General features: G+C 68.2%; 12 protein-coding genes and 1 riboswitch. Of the genes, 8 read left to right on the forward strand and 4 right to left on the reverse strand.

What is annotated here, in order from left to right; translation table 11 throughout:
- Positions 1-9 precede the first annotated feature (9 nt).
- The 3 genes from AOZ06_RS05735 to AOZ06_RS05745 form a co-directional block, all read right to left on the reverse strand.
- Positions 10-735: an ABC transporter permease gene (locus AOZ06_RS05735; RefSeq protein WP_054288467.1), complete on the reverse strand. Its 726-nt coding sequence runs from the start codon at positions 733-735 to the stop codon at positions 10-12.
- Complete coding sequence (locus AOZ06_RS05740) at positions 728-1,675, reverse strand: ATP-binding cassette domain-containing protein (protein WP_054288468.1); 948 nt, start codon at positions 1,673-1,675, stop codon at positions 728-730. The genes AOZ06_RS05735 and AOZ06_RS05740 overlap by 8 nt, the downstream gene beginning before the upstream one ends.
- Before the next feature lie 102 nt (positions 1,676-1,777).
- Entirely contained in the window at positions 1,778-2,380 is a 603-nt protein-coding gene (locus AOZ06_RS05745; RefSeq protein WP_054288469.1) for a PadR family transcriptional regulator, read from the reverse strand.
- Between the two features lie 18 nt (positions 2,381-2,398).
- Here AOZ06_RS05745 and AOZ06_RS05750 point away from each other — a divergent pair, with 18 nt between their 5' ends.
- The 8 genes from AOZ06_RS05750 (at position 2,399) to AOZ06_RS05785 (ending at position 14,947) form a co-directional block, all read left to right on the forward strand.
- Positions 2,399-3,259, forward strand: a complete 861-nt coding sequence (locus tag AOZ06_RS05750) for a TatD family hydrolase (protein WP_054288470.1) — start codon at positions 2,399-2,401, stop codon at positions 3,257-3,259.
- 333 nt (positions 3,260-3,592) lie between these two features.
- On the forward strand, positions 3,593-5,071 hold the full coding sequence (locus AOZ06_RS05755; protein ID WP_157232861.1) for a resuscitation-promoting factor: 1,479 nt from the start codon (positions 3,593-3,595) through the stop codon (positions 5,069-5,071).
- Positions 5,072-5,137: 66 nt separating this feature from the next.
- Positions 5,138-5,980, forward strand: a complete 843-nt coding sequence (rsmA, locus tag AOZ06_RS05760) for a 16S rRNA (adenine(1518)-N(6)/adenine(1519)-N(6))-dimethyltransferase RsmA (RefSeq protein ID WP_054288471.1) — start codon at positions 5,138-5,140, stop codon at positions 5,978-5,980.
- A gap of 87 nt (positions 5,981-6,067) precedes the next feature.
- Positions 6,068-6,157: riboswitch (SAM riboswitch) on the forward strand.
- A 195-nt stretch (positions 6,158-6,352) separates the two neighbouring features.
- A complete protein-coding gene (locus AOZ06_RS05765; RefSeq protein WP_054288472.1) occupies positions 6,353-7,360 on the forward strand; it encodes a methionine ABC transporter ATP-binding protein in 1,008 nt (335 codons plus the stop codon).
- Between the two features lie 180 nt (positions 7,361-7,540).
- The gene (locus tag AOZ06_RS05770; RefSeq protein WP_054288473.1) at positions 7,541-8,506 is read left to right on the forward strand and encodes a 4-(cytidine 5'-diphospho)-2-C-methyl-D-erythritol kinase; all 966 of its coding nucleotides are present in this window, start codon (positions 7,541-7,543) and stop codon (positions 8,504-8,506) included.
- A 61-nt stretch (positions 8,507-8,567) separates the two neighbouring features.
- Positions 8,568-10,331 carry an ABC-F family ATP-binding cassette domain-containing protein gene (locus AOZ06_RS05775; RefSeq protein ID WP_054288474.1) on the forward strand — a complete coding sequence of 588 codons (1,764 nt, stop codon included), beginning with the start codon at positions 8,568-8,570 and terminating at the stop codon, positions 10,329-10,331.
- 134 nt (positions 10,332-10,465) lie between these two features.
- Positions 10,466-12,133 (forward strand): fatty acyl-AMP ligase, encoded by a 1,668-nt coding sequence (locus AOZ06_RS05780; protein WP_054288475.1) that lies wholly within the window; start codon positions 10,466-10,468, stop codon positions 12,131-12,133.
- Between the two features lie 60 nt (positions 12,134-12,193).
- On the forward strand, positions 12,194-14,947 hold the full coding sequence (locus AOZ06_RS05785) for a restriction endonuclease (RefSeq protein ID WP_054288476.1): 2,754 nt from the start codon (positions 12,194-12,196) through the stop codon (positions 14,945-14,947).
- 3 nt (positions 14,948-14,950) lie between these two features.
- On the opposite strand, the gene pth is transcribed toward AOZ06_RS05785, so the two are convergent.
- Complete coding sequence (gene pth, locus AOZ06_RS05790) at positions 14,951-15,538, reverse strand: aminoacyl-tRNA hydrolase (protein WP_054288477.1); 588 nt, start codon at positions 15,536-15,538, stop codon at positions 14,951-14,953.

The following is a 15,538-nucleotide window of genomic DNA, read 5'->3' on the forward strand; positions in this document are numbered from 1 at the left end:
GCGCCCGGATCAGGCGTTGGCGCGGACGAACGACCACGTGCCCCACGCCAGGCCGGCGGCGGCGAGCGCGACCGCGGCGATCCCCCCTGTGAGCACGGAACTGGAGTCGAAGTTCCCGGCGATCACCGCGCGGACGCCGTCCGCGACGTGGCTGAACGGGTTGATCCGCGAGATCGTGTACAGCCAGCCGGGGCCTTGGTCCATCGGCAGCAGCACACCTGACAGCAGCATCAGCGGCATCACAGTCGCGCTGAGCACGGGCGCGAACGCGTACTCGTGCTTGAGTTTCAGCGCGAGCGTGTACGAGGCCGAGCCGATGGCGACACCGATGAGGACCGCGAACGCCAGTCCGGCCAGGACGTGTCCGAGTGACGCGCGGAACCCGAAGAGGGTGGCCATCGCCAGCAACAAGGCGCATTGGACGACCAGCAAGGCCACGTCGTGCAGGACGCGTCCGAGCAGCAGCGCGACCCGGCTGACCGGGGTGACGCGCATCCGTTCCAACGCGCCGGACCGGATCTCCGGGATCAGTGCGAAGCCGGCGTACGCGGTCCCGAAGAGTCCCATCTGGATGATGAGACCGGGCACGAACCACTGCCACGAACCGGATCCGCCGAGCAGTGGACCGAACAGCAGCAGGAACAGCAACGGCTGCAGGAGGCCGACGACGATCACGACGGGGTTGCGCAGGGTCGGCCGCGCGGCGCGCAGGAGAACGAGCCAGGTGTCACGCATGGGACTCCTCCCGCAGTGAACGTCCGGTCATGGTCAGGAAAACGTCGTCGAGTGTCGGCCGGTGCACCTGGACGGACATCAGGCTGACGTCCGCGTGGTCGAGTGCGCGAAGCAGTCCCGGCAGCTGGGTGTCCCCGCGCGGTACCCGGAAGCGGACGGTGTTGCCGTCGGTCTGGAGTTCCCGCGCGCCTTCGACTTTGGCCGCGACCTCGGCCGCGACGGCCGGCACGTCGGTCTCGAACTGGACGAGGTCGCCGGAGACCTGGCTCTTCAACGCGTCCGGTGTCCCCTCGGCGACGATCTTGCCGTGGTCGATCACCAGGATCCGGTCGCAGAGCGCGTCGGCCTCGTCGAGGTAGTGGGTGGTCAGGAAGACCGTGGTGCCCGACCGGTGCAGTGCGCGGATGTGCTCCCAGAGGTTGCTGCGGCTCTGCGGGTCCAGCCCGGCGGACGGCTCGTCGAGGAACAGCAGCTGCGGCTCGTGCAGGATGCCCATCACGATGTCGAGACGGCGTTGCTGCCCGCCGGACAGCCTGCTCGCGATGCGGTTGGCGACCTCGGTGAGCGCGAGCTGCTCGAACAGTTCGCCGGTGCGGCGCCGGGCGGCGGCAGCGGACAGGCCGTAGAACCGGGCCTGGGATTCGGCTTCCTGGAACACTTTCTGCTCGACGCCAGCGCCGTGGCCCTGTGCGACGTACCCGATTCGTTCGCGCACGCCCGCTGGATCGGCCAGCAGGTCGCATCCCGCGACCACGGCCTTGCCCGCGGTGGGCCGCAGGAGTGTGGTGAGCATGCGCAGGGTCGTGCTCTTGCCTGCGCCGTTGGGGCCGAGGAAGCCGACGAGCTCACCGGGTTCGACGTCGATGTCGACGCCTTGGACCGCGTCGACCGTGTGGCCGCGGGTCCGGAACTGGCGCGCGAGATCGCGTGCCTTGATCACGGGAGTCCCCTTTCATGGCTAGTCAATTTTGACTAGCGGGAGTGTGTCAGTGATCGCCCTGCTAGTCAAACTTGACTAGCAGGCTGTGGGAGGCGCGGGTGCTCAGCCGGGTGGGCTGCCGAAAGCGTCCGGGCGGTCGTCGGCAAGCGTGTACTCGCCGGCTTCGAGCCTGCTCACCAGGTCCTGCAGCCAGGTCAGCTGCGCTTCCACGGTGACCAGCCAGTACGTGAACATCTCGCGCACGTGCGCGGGTTTGCCCGGACCGCCCTCCGCGGGGGCGATGCTCTGGTCGAGCAGCAGGCGGGTCTGCTCGGCGGCTGCCTTGGTCTGCTGGATGCGGTTGCGCAGCAGGAAGACCAGGTTGCCGCGGTCGAGCGTGGTGAAGAACGGCAGCGCCGAGTTGAACATCGCGACGCCGGCCTCGGTATCGCTGATCGCCTTGTGCAGCAGGAAGAAGAACTCGCCCTCGCCGTGCCCGGTGATCCGGTACACGACCCGCTCCGGGCCGATGTCGCTGTCCTGCGTCGCGACTTCCTGGAGCAGGCCGTCGGCCGCGAGCTTGCGCAGCGCGTGGTAGATCGAACCAGGCTTGATGTTCGCCCACCGGTCGGCCGCCCACAGTTGCAGGTCCTGGCGCACTTGGTAACCGTGGGCCTCCCCGCGCATGCGGACTACGCCCAGCACGAGCAATCGCGTCGCTGACACGTCATTAGGCTATGCGCAGTGACCCCACGAAAAGGTGAGCGCCCGCCGTTGCCCGAGCCGTTGCCGGTACCGACGGTCGACGCGCACACGCACTTGGACGCGTGCGGCGCCAAGGATGCGGCCGACGTGTCCACATTGGTTGACCGGGCCGAGTCGGTCGGCATTGCCCGTGTCATCACGGTTGCCGACGATCTCGCCGCCGCGGTGTGGGCCGCCGACGCGTCGGAATGGGATGACCGCGTGTTCGCCGCGACCGCTGTGCACCCGACCCGCACCGCCGAGTTCACCGACGAGGACAAGGCGGTTCTCGAGCGGCTCGCCACGAGGCCGCGGGTCGTCGCGATCGGCGAGACCGGGCTGGACTACTACTGGGACTACTCGCCGCCGGCCGCGCAGCAGGAGGCGTTCCGGTGGCACATCGACCTGGCCAAGCGGGCGGGCAAGCCGCTGATGATCCACGACCGGGACGCGCACGACGACGTCATGCGCGTCCTGCATGAGGAAGGCGCGCCCGAACGAGTGGTCTTCCACTGCTTCTCCGGCGACGAGGAGTTCGCTCGAAAGTGCGTCGACGAGGGCTTCGTGTTGTCGTTCGCCGGTGCGGTGACGTTCCGGAACGCGAAAGAGCTCAGGGCCGCCGCGCGGATCGTTCCCGGTGATCAGCTGCTCGTGGAGACCGACGCGCCGTTCCTGACGCCACATCCGTTCCGCGGCCGGCCGAACGAGCCCTACTGCGCCGCCTACACCGTGCGGGACCTGGCAGAACTCCGTGGTGAGGATGTGGGTGACGTGGCCGCCGCCGTCCGGGACACCGCAGAGCGGGTTTTCCGGTTGCCATCCGTGACATCCCACGATTCGAGCGGTGGTCGAGTCACCTGATCGGCCTAGCGGATGCGTCTTCCGAGCTGTGGCACAGGTCACAAGATGTCTGGGGGTGTTTGCGCAACCTCCCGGGACCCGTTACGGTCCCGTGACCGTACCCGGTGGGCGTCGAACCGGGTGCAGCCCGCAGTCAAGGCCAACGCACGTCGGGGCCGGGACTATTCCCGGAAAGCAGCGTCGGTGGTGGCTGGGGGAGTCGGACTGACAAACGCGAGGCGCACCCCCGCGCCGCGGACGTACTCGGAGGACCAGCCAGGCACGTAGTCGCTCGACCAGTTCAAGCAACTGCGCGCCACCTGTGTCGGCTGCGCCTCCCGGAGGAACGACCCTGTGACTGACAGCGAACATCAGCAGAGATCTGGCTTTGACGTCGACACCGACTGGTTCACCCCGGTCGCCAAGCCGACGACGGCCACCGCCACTCTGGAGCCCGCCGAGGACCAGTGGCACGACGAGTACTCGGACTCGCTCGATGTAGTCCCGCAGGACATCTACGCGGCGCTCGGTCCCCAGGCCGATGAGCTGATGGCTTCCGTCGACGTCGACGTCGACGAGCTGATCCGGCTGATCAACGCCGAGACCACGATGCTGCCGCCGATCCTGGACGTCCCCGACGACCTGTCCGGCGACCGCACCCTCGCTGCCCCGCAGCCCAAGACTGAGACCGCCGAGACCGGCCTGGTCACCGCGGTCAAGAAGTGGAAGCGCACCTTCCTCAGGAGCGCTATCGCCGCCGTGCTGTTCTCGCTGACCGGTGGCGGTGCCGCCGCGATCGCGATGAACAAGTCCGTCACGGTGGACATCGACGGCGTCGAGCACAACGTCCGCACGTACTCCAGCACCGTCGGCGAGGTCCTCGAGGACGAGGGCATAACCACCGGCGAGCACGACACGATGAGCCCGTCGCCCAACGCCGGGATCGGCGACGGCGGCAAGATCGTCGTCCAGCGCGGCAAGCTGCTGAAGTACAGCGTCGACGGCCAGACCCAGGAGAAGTGGGTCCGCGGCGTCAAGACCCTCGGCGAAGGCCTCCGCCAGGCGGGCGTGCCGACCGAGGGCAAGATCTCCGGCGACCTCAACTCGGCCATCCCCGCCGAGGGCATGTCGGTCAACGTCCAGACCATCAAGAACGTCACGGTCTTCGACGGCTCCAACGCGCCCAAGCAGGTCCAGACCACCGCGGTCACCGTGGACGAGCTGCTCAAGGAGCTGCAGACGTCGCTGGGTCCGGAGGACTCGGTGAACGTGGCGGCCGACGTCAAGATCACCGACGGCGCCCAGGTCACGATCACCCGCAACGGCGTCACCGTGGTCAACAAGGCCGAGGCCATCGCGCCGCCGGTCGAGGAGATCAAAGACGAGACCATGGACAAGGGCACCCAGCAGGTCGTCGAGGCCGGTGTCCCTGGCGAGAAGATGGTCACCTGGCGCATCACCATGAAGAACGGCCAGGAGACCAAGCGCGAGAAGATCGGCGAGCAGGTCACCAAGGAGCCGGTCAAGAAGGTCGTGAAGATCGGCGCGAAGAAGCCGCCGAGCCCGCCGGTCTCCGACGGCGCGGTGTGGGACCGCCTCGCCCAGTGCGAGGCAGGCGGAAACTGGGCCATCAACACCGGCAACGGCTACTACGGCGGTCTCCAGTTCAACGCCAGCACGTGGAAGGCCTACGGCGGCCAGGCGTACGCGCCGAACGCGCACCAGGCCACCCGTGAGCAGCAGATCGCCATCGCGACCAAGGTCCGCGACGGCCGAGGCGGCACCTACAGCGCTTGGCCCGGTTGCGCCAAGAAGCTCAACCTGCCCCGGTAAGCAGTGCCTTTCCCACGACAAGGCCACCTCGATCGAGGTGGCCTTTCGGGTGGGTAAGCTCGAACGGTGACATCGCTGCTTGGCCCAGCCGAGGTCCGCAGGCTGGCCGGTGAGCTGGATGTGCGGCCGACCAAGAAGCTCGGCCAGAACTTCGTGCACGACCCCAACACGGTCCGGCGGATCGTCACGACCGCCGAGCTGAGCCCGGACGACGTCGTGCTCGAGGTGGGGCCGGGCCTCGGCTCCCTCACGCTGGCGCTGATGCCCGCGTGCCGTGAGGTCGTCGCCGTGGAGATCGACCCCGTACTGGCCCGCAAACTGCCCGAGACGGCCGCGGAGCGCGCGCCGGAGGGGAAGCTGACGGTCATCGAGGCGGACGCCCTGCGCGTGACCCAGGAGCAGATCGGCGAGCCGACGGCGCTCGTGGCGAACCTGCCGTACAACGTCGCCGTGCCGGTCGTGCTGCACCTGCTGGCGATCCTGCCGAGCCTGCGCACGGGCCTGGTGATGGTCCAGGCCGAGGTCGCCGACCGGATGGCCGCGAGTCCCGGTGGCCGCGTGTACGGCGTGCCCAGCGTGAAGCTGGCCTGGTACGCCGAGACCAAACGGGCCGCGACGGTGTCCCGATCGGTGTTCTGGCCGGTCCCGAACGTCGACTCGGCGCTCGTGCGGATGGTTCGCCGCCCGCCGCCCGCCGACGTGGACCGCGAGCGGCTCTTCAAGCTCGTGGACGCCGCCTTCGCGCAGCGCCGCAAGACGCTGCGGGCCGCGCTCGGCACGTGGGCCGGATCACCGGCCCGGGCGGCCGAGATCCTCACCGCCGCCGGGGTCGATCCCGGGCTGCGCGGCGAGCAGCTGACGGTGACAGATTTCTCTCGCATTCTGGAAGCGGCCGACCACCATCTGTGAAACGCCCGGCCGCCGGCGCTGGTCCGTCGGTGTGATGTATCGCCCAGGACTTGCGCGCACGCCGCTCGGTCGGTTTCAATGCAAGTGCATCCATCCCGAGCGGCCGAGAGACCTGGCTCCCTGACGCCGCAGCAACCACCCTCCGAGGGCAGGTGCTACCGCCAGGACCGATGGAGGAATCCGTGGTCGCGCAAATGCTCACTCAGCGCAGGGTGATAGATCAGGGCAGGCGGACAGTCACCGCATGTCGTAGCCACAACGCCTGATCTTCCTGATTCACACCCGAAATTCGCCCCGTCCTATCAGGACGGTCCTTGAAGGACGTCGGACGGCCGTCACCGCGGCCGAGCCGTGTGCTGCGCTGGAGTAACTGTGATCACCGTAGAGAATGTCAGCAAGTCGTTCTGGAGCCGGACCGGCAACGTCGTCGCGCTCGACGGCGTTTCGCTCGAAGTCGCCGCTGGCGCGGCGCTCGGTGTCGTCGGCCCGCAGGGGGCCGGCAAGTCCACTTTGGCCCGTTGCATCTCGTTGCAGGAGCGCCCCGACGCGGGCATCGTCCGCCTCGACGGGCTGAACACCGCCACTCTCGACACCCGCAGCCTGCGTGCGACCCGGCGCCAGATCGGTGTCGTGACAGCGGATGCGCAGCTCTTCCGGCAGCGCACCGCGGCGGGCAACATCGCGCTCCCGCTTGAGCAGTCCGGTGTGGACGGCCCGCAGCGCAGGGCGCGGGTCGGCAGGCTGCTCGACCTGATCGGACTGACGGACAAGGCAGCCGCGTACCCGGAGGACCTGACTGTCGGCCAGCGCCGCCGCATCGCCGTCGCCCGCGCGCTCGTCGGCGAGCCCGGCCTGCTGCTGGCCGACGACCCGACAGCGGGCCTGGACGCCGACGGCACGGCCGGTGTCCTCGCGGTGCTCGACCGGGCGCGTGCCGAACTCGGCGTGACGCTTCTGGTCACCACACAGGATTCCAGTGTGGTGCGCAGGATCTGCGACGACATCGCGTTGCTCGACGCCGGCAGGCTGGTGGAGCACGGCAACCTGTTCGAACTGCTGCACGACCCGGAAAGCCGTGCGGTGAAGGAACTTCTGCCGGTCATCGACGCGACCCCGTCGGTCGGGCAGGACCGCATCGCCGACATCGTGCTGATCGGCTTCGCCGCCGTCGGCGCGTTGCTGCCGGAGGCCGCGTCCCGGTTCGGCGTTCAGGTGTCGGTGCTCGGCGGCGGGCTGACCAGGCTCGGTGAGACGCCGGTGGCCCGGTTCCGGATCGGACTGCGCGGCGAGCGCTCCGACAGTGCGCTGGCGTGGATCGGCGACCGCGGCGGCATCGTGCACCAGCCGCTGGCCGGCCCGCAGGGCGTCGTCGCGGCGTAGCCCGCTAGGACTTCGACAGAGCTTTCGGCAGGGGTTCACCGCCGGAACGCCACGGACACCAGTCGTGTCCGGGCGTTCCGGCGGTGGCGTGTTCCCCGGCTGTTGTGGACCGGACGCGGATACAGGGGTCCGAAAGGGCATCTGGACGACGGCGAGTACTCGGACACGTAGGCTGCACTTGTGCTCGCTGTCGTTCCCCCACCCGTGACCGTGCGTGTGCCGTCGAAGGTCAACCTGCACCTCGCCGTCGGCGACGTGCGGCCCGACGGTTATCACGAGCTCAACACGGTTTTCCAGGCGCTCTCGTTGACCGACGAGGTGACGGTCGCCGTGACCGACGATCCCGGTGTGGAAGTGGTCGGCGAAGGCGCCGACGAGGTACCCACCGGCCCGAGCAACCTGGCGTGGCGCGCGGTGCAGGCGTTGGCCGAGCACGTCGGCAAGGACCACACCGAGCCCAAGATCCGGGTGGTGATCCGCAAGGGCATCCCGGTGGCCGGTGGCATGGCTGGCGGGAGTGCCGACGCGGCCGCCGCGCTGGTCGGTCTCGCGGCGCTGTGGCGGCTGGAGATCGGCCGGGACGAACTCGCCACCGTGGCCGCCAGGATCGGCAGTGACGTCCCCTTCGTCCTGCAGGGCGGCACGGCGCTGGGCACCGGCCGCGGTGAGCAGCTGATCCCGGTGCTGACCAGGCACACGTTCCACTGGGTGATCGCGTTCGACCGGCGTGGCCTGTCGACGCCGAAGGTCTTCGAGGAGCTCGACCGGCTGCGCAGCGACGGCGACCCGCCCCGGATCGGCGCCGTCGAGCCCGTGCTGGAGGCGCTGGCGTCCGGCGATCCGCGTCAGCTGGCGCTGCTGCTGGGCAACGACCTGCAGTCCGCGGCGATCTCCCTGCGTCCCGGCCTGCGGCGCACGCTGCGCGCGGGCGTCAACGCGGGTGCGCTGGCAGGGACCGTTTCCGGCTCCGGCCCGACGTGCGCGTTCCTCTGCTCCGACGGGGAGTCCGCGTTGCGTGTCGCGGCCGAACTCGCAGGCGCGGGCGTGTGCCGGACCGTCCGCGTGGCGCACGGGCCCGTTCCGGGAGCCCGTGTGATCGGTGGCGACGAGGCGCCGCGCCCGGCTCCGCCAGAGGTGCACGCCTGACCGGGCCGACGAGCCTAATACCCTCGTCGGTGAGATGAAATCACGAGGGAAGCGCGGGTAGATGGCCAACCTGGTCAACCTGGAGTCGGTCAGCAAGTCGTACGGCGTCCGGCCGTTGCTCGATGCGGTCTCGCTGGGAGTCGGCGAGGGCGACCGGATCGGGGTCGTCGGTCTGAACGGTGGCGGCAAGACGACGCTGCTCGAGGTACTGGCGGGCATCGAGCCCGCGGACAGCGGACGCGTCAGTCGCACGCGTGACCTGCGGATGGCGGTGGTCACCCAACGCACGGACCTGCCGCCGGGCGGGACCGTGCGCAACGCCGTGCTGGATCCGCTCGGGTTCAGCGCCGATCACGAATGGGCCGCGGACGCGAAGGTCCGCGCGGTGCTCGACGGGATCGGCATCTCCGCGCTGGGACTGGACGCCCCGCTCGACCGGATGTCCGGCGGTGAACGGCGACGGGTCGCGCTGGCGGCCGCGTTGGTCCAGGAGCTGGACCTGGTGATCCTGGACGAGCCCACCAACCACCTGGACATCGAAGGCGTGCGGTGGCTGGCGGATCACCTGCTGGCCAGGCGAACCGCGTTGGTCGTCGTCACACACGACCGGTGGTTCCTCGACACGGTCTGCTCACGCACCTGGGAGGTGCAGAACGGGCGCGTCGAGCAATACGAAGGCGGCTACGCGGACTGGGTGTTCGCACGCGCTGAGCGTGGACGGTTGGCCGACACGCTGGAGGAGAAGCGCCGCAACCTCGCCGCGAAGGAACTCGCGTGGCTGCGTCGAGGCGCCCCGGCGCGTACGTCCAAGCCGCGCTACCGCATCGACGCCGCCGAGGCGCTGATCGCGAACGTGCCACCGCCACGGGACACCGTCGAGCTGATGGCGTTTGCCAAGCGCAGGCTCGGCAAGACCGTGATCGAGCTGGAGGACGCGACCCTGAGCGTGCCGGGCCGCCGGCTGCTCGACCACGTCACCTGGCGGATCGGCCCCGGCGACCGGATCGGCCTCGTCGGCGTGAACGGCTCGGGCAAGACGACTCTGCTGCGGTTGCTGGCCGGCGAGTCGCAGCCGGAGACCGGCAAGCGGATCCAGGGCCAGACCGTGCACCTGGCGTACCTCAGCCAGGAACTCGCTGATCTGCCCGGTGAGCTGCGTGTGCTCGAGGCGATCGAGGAGATCGCCCGCCGCGTCACCCTGGGCAAGCAGGAACTGTCGGCGTCGCAGCTGGCGGAGAAGTTCGGGTTCCCCGCCAACCGGCAGTGGACACCGGTTTCGGACCTGTCTGGTGGCGAGCGCCGCCGGTTGCAGCTGTCCCGGTTGCTGATGGCCGAGCCGAACGTGCTGCTGCTGGACGAGCCGACCAACGACCTGGACATCGACACGTTGCAGCAGCTGGAGGACCTGCTCGACTCGTGGCCAGGCACGCTCGTGGTCGTCTCGCACGACCGTTACCTGGTCGAACGCGTCTGCGACGAGGTGTACGCGCTGTTCGGCGACGGCCGCGCGAAGCACCTGCCCGGCGGGATCGAGGAGTACCTGACCCGGCGCGCCACGATGACCGCACCCGTCGCCGCGCCGGTGAAGGCGGACAAGCCGAAGTCCGCCGCGGCCGACCAGCGCGCCGCCGGCAAGGAGCTCGCACGCCTGGAGCGCGCGCTGGACAAGCTCAGCAAACGCGAGGCGCAGTTGCACACCGCGCTCGCCGAGGCCGCGACCGATCCCGACCGTCTGCTGGAACTGGACGCGCAGCTCAGGGACCTGGTGAAGGAGAAGGCAGAAGTCGAGGAACGCTGGATGGAGATCGCGGACAGCGTCGAGTAGCGGCACGCGCCCTTTCGCCGGGGGAGAGGCGAAAGGCGGCACCGGAACGAGGCGCGGGCCGTGCCGTTCTGATCGATTGTGAGTGGTTGTCGGGGTTGAACCCCCGGAAACCACTCACGACTAGAGTGCGCCCTATGAGTCGGTTCGTGGACGCCCTGCTGGGCAACGCCGCCACCCGCGGCAAGGTCAAGGGGATCGTCACCGGTGAGCCCGGGGATCCCGTTCGCCGGACGTGGGAGCAGGTACACCATGAGGCCCGCAAGATGGCGGGCGCGCTTGTGGAAGGCGGTCTCGGACCGCAGAGTGCGGTCGCTGTGCTCGCCGCGGACCCCGTGCTGATCGCCCCGGCGATCCAGGCGGTGTGGCTGTCCGGCGGCAGTGTGACGATGCTGCACCAGCCGACACCGCGCACGGACCTCGCGGTGTGGGCCGAGGACACCTTGCGTGTGCTCAACATGATCGATTCCAAGCTGGTGCTGCTCGGTGCGCCGTTCGACCAGCTGGCGCCGGTGCTGGCCGAGCACGGCATCCCGTACCGGATGCTGACGGACCTGGTCGACGGCCAGCCGCTCGCCGAGCCGGTGCACGTCGGCGAAGACGTCCACGCCTTGCTGCAGCTGACGAGCGGGTCGACGGCCGACCCGAAGGCAGTCCGCATCACGCACGGCAACCTGTTCGCCAACATCGGGGCGATGGCCGAGAAAGCCGCGCTGGACTGGGAGAACGACACCATGGTGTCGTGGCTGCCGCTGTTCCACGACATGGGCATGGTCGGCTTCCTGACCACGCCGATGACGCTGGGCATCGACCTGGTGAAGGTCACGCCCGCGGATTTCCTGCGTGCCCCGTTGCTGTGGATGGACCTGATCAGCCGCTACCGCGCGACGATCACGGCGGCCCCGAACTTCGCGTACGCCATGGTCGGCAAGCGGATGGGCAACGCCGAAGACGGCGCCTACGACCTGTCGACCCTGCGCCTGGCCCTCAACGGCGCCGAGCCGATCGACGCGTCAGCGGTGAAGACGTTCACCGATGCGGGCGCGAGGTTCAAGATGCCGTGGGAGTGCGTGTTCCCGGCGTACGGCATGGCCGAATGCACGCTGGCAGTGTCCTTCGCGCCGCTGTTCACCGGCCTGACCCTGGACTACATCGACCCGCACGCGCTCGAGGTCGACCGCCGTGCGGTGCCGGTGGAACCGAGTGCCGAGGTGCGCTCGTTCGCCGTGCTCGGCCCACCTCTGCCGGGCGTCGAAGCCCGCGTGATCACCGAGGACGGCGAGATCCGCGGTGACCGCGAGGTCGGCGAGATCCAGCTCCGCGGCTCGTCGGTGACCCCGGGATACCTGACGGTGGACGGCCCGAAGGCGATCCAGGCCGAGGACGGCTGGATGTCCACAGGGGACATCGGCTACCTGGCGGGTGACGCGATCGTGGTGTGCGGCCGGGAGAAGGACGTGATCATCCTCGGTGGCCGCAACATCTACCCGACGGACATCGAACGGGCCGCGACCGGCGTGGAAGGCGTCCGAGCGGGCAACGCGGTCGCGGTCCGCCTGGACGCCGGAAGCAGGCGCGAGCGCTTCGCCGTGGTCGTCGAGTCCAAACTGGCCGGCGACACGGCCGAGGAAGCCAAGCTGCGCAAGGAAGTCGCCAGCCGCGTTTTCGAAGCCGTGGAGGCGCGCCCGGTGGCCGTGCTGGTGTTGTCGCCGGGCTCGCTGCCCAAGACACCGTCGGGCAAGCTCCGCCGCGCGGCGGCGGGGGAGCAGTTGGCGGAGAGCATCCGCAAGACCGAGAGTCGTTGACGAAGTCAACCGCAGCCGTGGCAACACGGTCATGACAGCACGAGGGCGGGGAGCCTGCGGATGTCATCGGGAAACCTCAAGGGCGACGCGTTCGAAGAAGAAGTCGCCAAACTGCTGCGGCTCAAGGGCTACAAGGTCGAGCGGAATGTGCTGCTCAGTGGCACCCAGATCGATCTCGTAGCCCGCCGCAACGACATTCTCGACAACGTCTGCCTGGTGGTCGAGTGCGGCGACCGAACCGAGCCGGTCGGCATCAAGATGATCAAAGAGAAGTCCGCGGTGCTGATGTCCTTGACCGATCCGCGGTACATGTTCCGGATGTTGTACGTGTCGCGGAACGGGTTCACCGCGGAAGCGAGGACGTTCGCTGGAAGCCACGCGAACGTTTCGGTCATGACGTTCGACGAGCTCGAAAGCCAGCTCGTCGACTTCACGCCGTACATTGACGGATACTGCTACGCGTACGAGCGCAGCGACGGAATGTTCCACGACGGTGATATCTACGGGCGTTTCGTCGAGCCTGCCGCCCGCGCCGAGGATCGCCGGATCCTGCCTTCGCTGACGCAGGCCGCCAAGGACTGGCTCGCGCGCCCGAACGACAACCTGTTGTTCCTGCTCGGCGAGTACGGCTCCGGTAAGACGTCGTTCTGCCGGAACTTCACCTACGAGTTGCTCAGGGAACGCGGCAGCCAGGGCGTGGGCCCGGACATGCCGTTGCCGATTCTGTTCAACCTGCGCGAGTACCGTGACGCTTTGAACATCAGGCAACTCGTCACCGACAGCCTGATCAACCAGTACGGCGTCGCGCTCGCGTCGTTCCAGGCGTTCGAACGAGCGTGTTCGACCGGGCGAATCCTGCTGGTGCTGGACGGTTTCGACGAGATGGCGGCGACAGCAGACGAGTCGACCATCGCCAAGTGCTTCGGGCAGTTCTACATCCTCGCGGCGCTGAACGTGAAGGTCCTGCTGACCTGCCGGTCGAACTTCTTCTCCAGCCACGCAGACCTGCTCGAGCTGGTCCGGAACTTCTCGATCGACGTGCCCGACCCGGAGTCGGGCGACGACTTCCGGATCTCCTTCAAGCACCACGGCCGGATCCTCACCGTCGAGCCCTGGGACAAGCAGCGCGTCCGGACGTTCATCACCACGCACGCGGGCGCGCAGGCCGACGACATCATCGCGTCGATAGAGAAGATCCACGACCTGTCCGACCTGTGTTCGCGTCCTGTGCTGCTCGACATGGTCCTGCAGACGATGCCGGAGTTGCTGGCCGCGCGTACGCCGATCAACTCCGCGGCCCTGTACGAGCAGTACACCGGCAAGTGGACGTTGCGGGACAACTGGCGGGTGAACACGCCATCGACGTTGCGCCAGTCCTTCTGCGAAGAACTGGCGTTCTTCATGCACAGGGTGGACGTTCTGTCGATCTCGGCCGCGCAGTTGAACGAAATCGTGGCAACCACCATGGCGGAGTTCGCCGATGTGCCGGAGAAGCTCGAAGAACTGCGCTCCGACATCCAGACCTGCTCTTTCCTAACACGGTCGGCCGCCGACGAGTTCCGGTTCGCGCACAAGTCCTTCATGGAGTTCTTCGTCGCGCGTCGCGCCGTGGACAATCTGATCAACCGGCGTGAAGAGGCACAGGTCGAGGCGGAGAGCGAGCCGTTTCCGACAGGGATCCGGGCCGATATCCACGGCCTGTCAATCAATTCGCTCAGGGAGATCGCCGTCACCATGGACGGTCGCGCGCGTTTTGTCTACTTTGGTCACGTTGGTTCCGGCAAGCCCAGTGTTCTCGGAGCCGTGCACAGCGCCTATGAGGCGCAGATGTTCCCGAAGGTGCGGCAGGCGCGCTGGGCGAGGGCCGCTGTGCACGGCGACGTCAACGACGCCATATTCGCGAACCTGGAGCGGCACGCTGGCCGGATCTTCGACAAGATGAAGCTCGCGGGTAGCGGCGTCATAACCTCGACGGAGATCGCCACTTTCGCGGCGGAGTACGCGGCCGTTCGAGAGCTGTCCGTCGACCGGCTGCTCGCCTCGGCGGATTCGGCTGCCAGGGCATCGGTGATATCGGACATCCTGCGAAAGGCACAGCGCACGGACTACATCCAGGCGAACGTGGCTGGAATAAAGAACTTCGTGTTCGCCAAGGACCGAGGCGAGTTGCACGACCTGGTGAGCGCTTCGTGTTGCGCCGCGCTCACGAAGGTGGATGGCGCTGTCGACTTCGAGTTCGTCCTGGCCGCCCGTGCGGTCCTGTCGATGGACGCCTGGCGGTACCTGCTTTTCGAGGCGGCGAGCAGTCAGTGCGTCGAACGCGACCTGTTCGAGCGCGTGATCGAACTCGACGGCGTCGGTGTGGTCGAGCGGGGCATCGCGATATTCGCCGCCAGGGCGAATACGAGTCCGGCGGTGACCGAGGTCGCGCTACGGCAGCTGATCGAGCAGTTGCCCAACGTCGGCGACGAGTCCGAACAGCTCCTCGGCGTTGAACTGCTCGGGCTGCTCGGCTTCTCCGACGACAGCTTGATCGGGCTTTATGGGGCTCTGATGCAGGAGGGCGCCGATGTCCACGTGCGTTCGGCGGTCGCCGACATGCTGTCGTCGCTTACCTCGGACCAGGCGTGGCAGAAGGTGCGAAGTCTGTGGGCGATGGAGGACAACGGGAAGCTCCGCCAACGGCTGCAGAAGGTCGAGGAGACCCTCCGCACTCGGACCAGCCAGAAGAAGGGGCGGGCGTCCTGGTCACAAGGTGGTCGCCGGACCGCGGTGCGCGACAAGATGTGGGGGAGCCTGCGCGGTCGCCCGTAGTGGTCAGCTCAGGGCGTGGAAGGCGTTCTGCGCGGCTTCCAGGCCGTTGTTGATCAGGGCTTCCGTGGCGTCGGCCGCGCGATCGAAGACGAACGGCAACTCTTTGCGTTCGACCACGGAGAAGTCCTTGAGGACGAAGTCCGCGGGATCCATCCGGCCGGGCGGGCGGCCGATGCCGACCCGGATGCGGTGGTAGTCCTTGGTGCCGAGGGACTTCGAGATGGACCGCAGGCCGTTGTGGCCGTTCTCGCCGCCGCCGAGCTTGAGCCGGACCGTGCCGAACGGCAGGTCGAGTTCGTCGTAGATCACGACGAGGTCGGCCGGTGCGACCTTGAAGAACTTGGCGACGCCCGAGACGGGCCCGCCGGAGACGTTCATGAACGAGCGCGGCTTCATCAACACCACGCGTTGTGCGCCGAGCCGCCCTTCCAGGACGTCGGCGAGGCCCTTGTGGGCCTTGAACTTCCCGCCGCCCACGCGGTCGCCCAGTTCGTCGAGCACCATCGCGCCGACGTTGTGGCGGTTGGCCGCATAGCGAGGGCCGGGGTTGCCGAGGCCAACGATCACCACGGTCCCCGGCCCTTCGCTCAC

The organism is Kibdelosporangium phytohabitans (assembly GCF_001302585.1).
Lineage (GTDB): Bacteria > Actinomycetota > Actinomycetes > Mycobacteriales > Pseudonocardiaceae > Kibdelosporangium > Kibdelosporangium phytohabitans.

Excerpts from the sequence above, each read along its gene's own strand:
- AOZ06_RS05735 (WP_054288467.1), bottom strand. The coding sequence starts at position 735 with ATGCGTGACACCTGGCTCGTTCTCCTGCGCGCCGCGCGGCCGACCCTG.
- AOZ06_RS05775 (WP_054288474.1), top strand. The coding sequence starts at position 8,568 with ATGGCCAACCTGGTCAACCTGGAGTCGGTCAGCAAGTCGTACGGCGTC.
- AOZ06_RS05780 (WP_054288475.1), top strand. The coding sequence starts at position 10,466 with ATGAGTCGGTTCGTGGACGCCCTGCTGGGCAACGCCGCCACCCGCGGC.
- AOZ06_RS05785 (WP_054288476.1), top strand. The coding sequence starts at position 12,194 with ATGTCATCGGGAAACCTCAAGGGCGACGCGTTCGAAGAAGAAGTCGCC.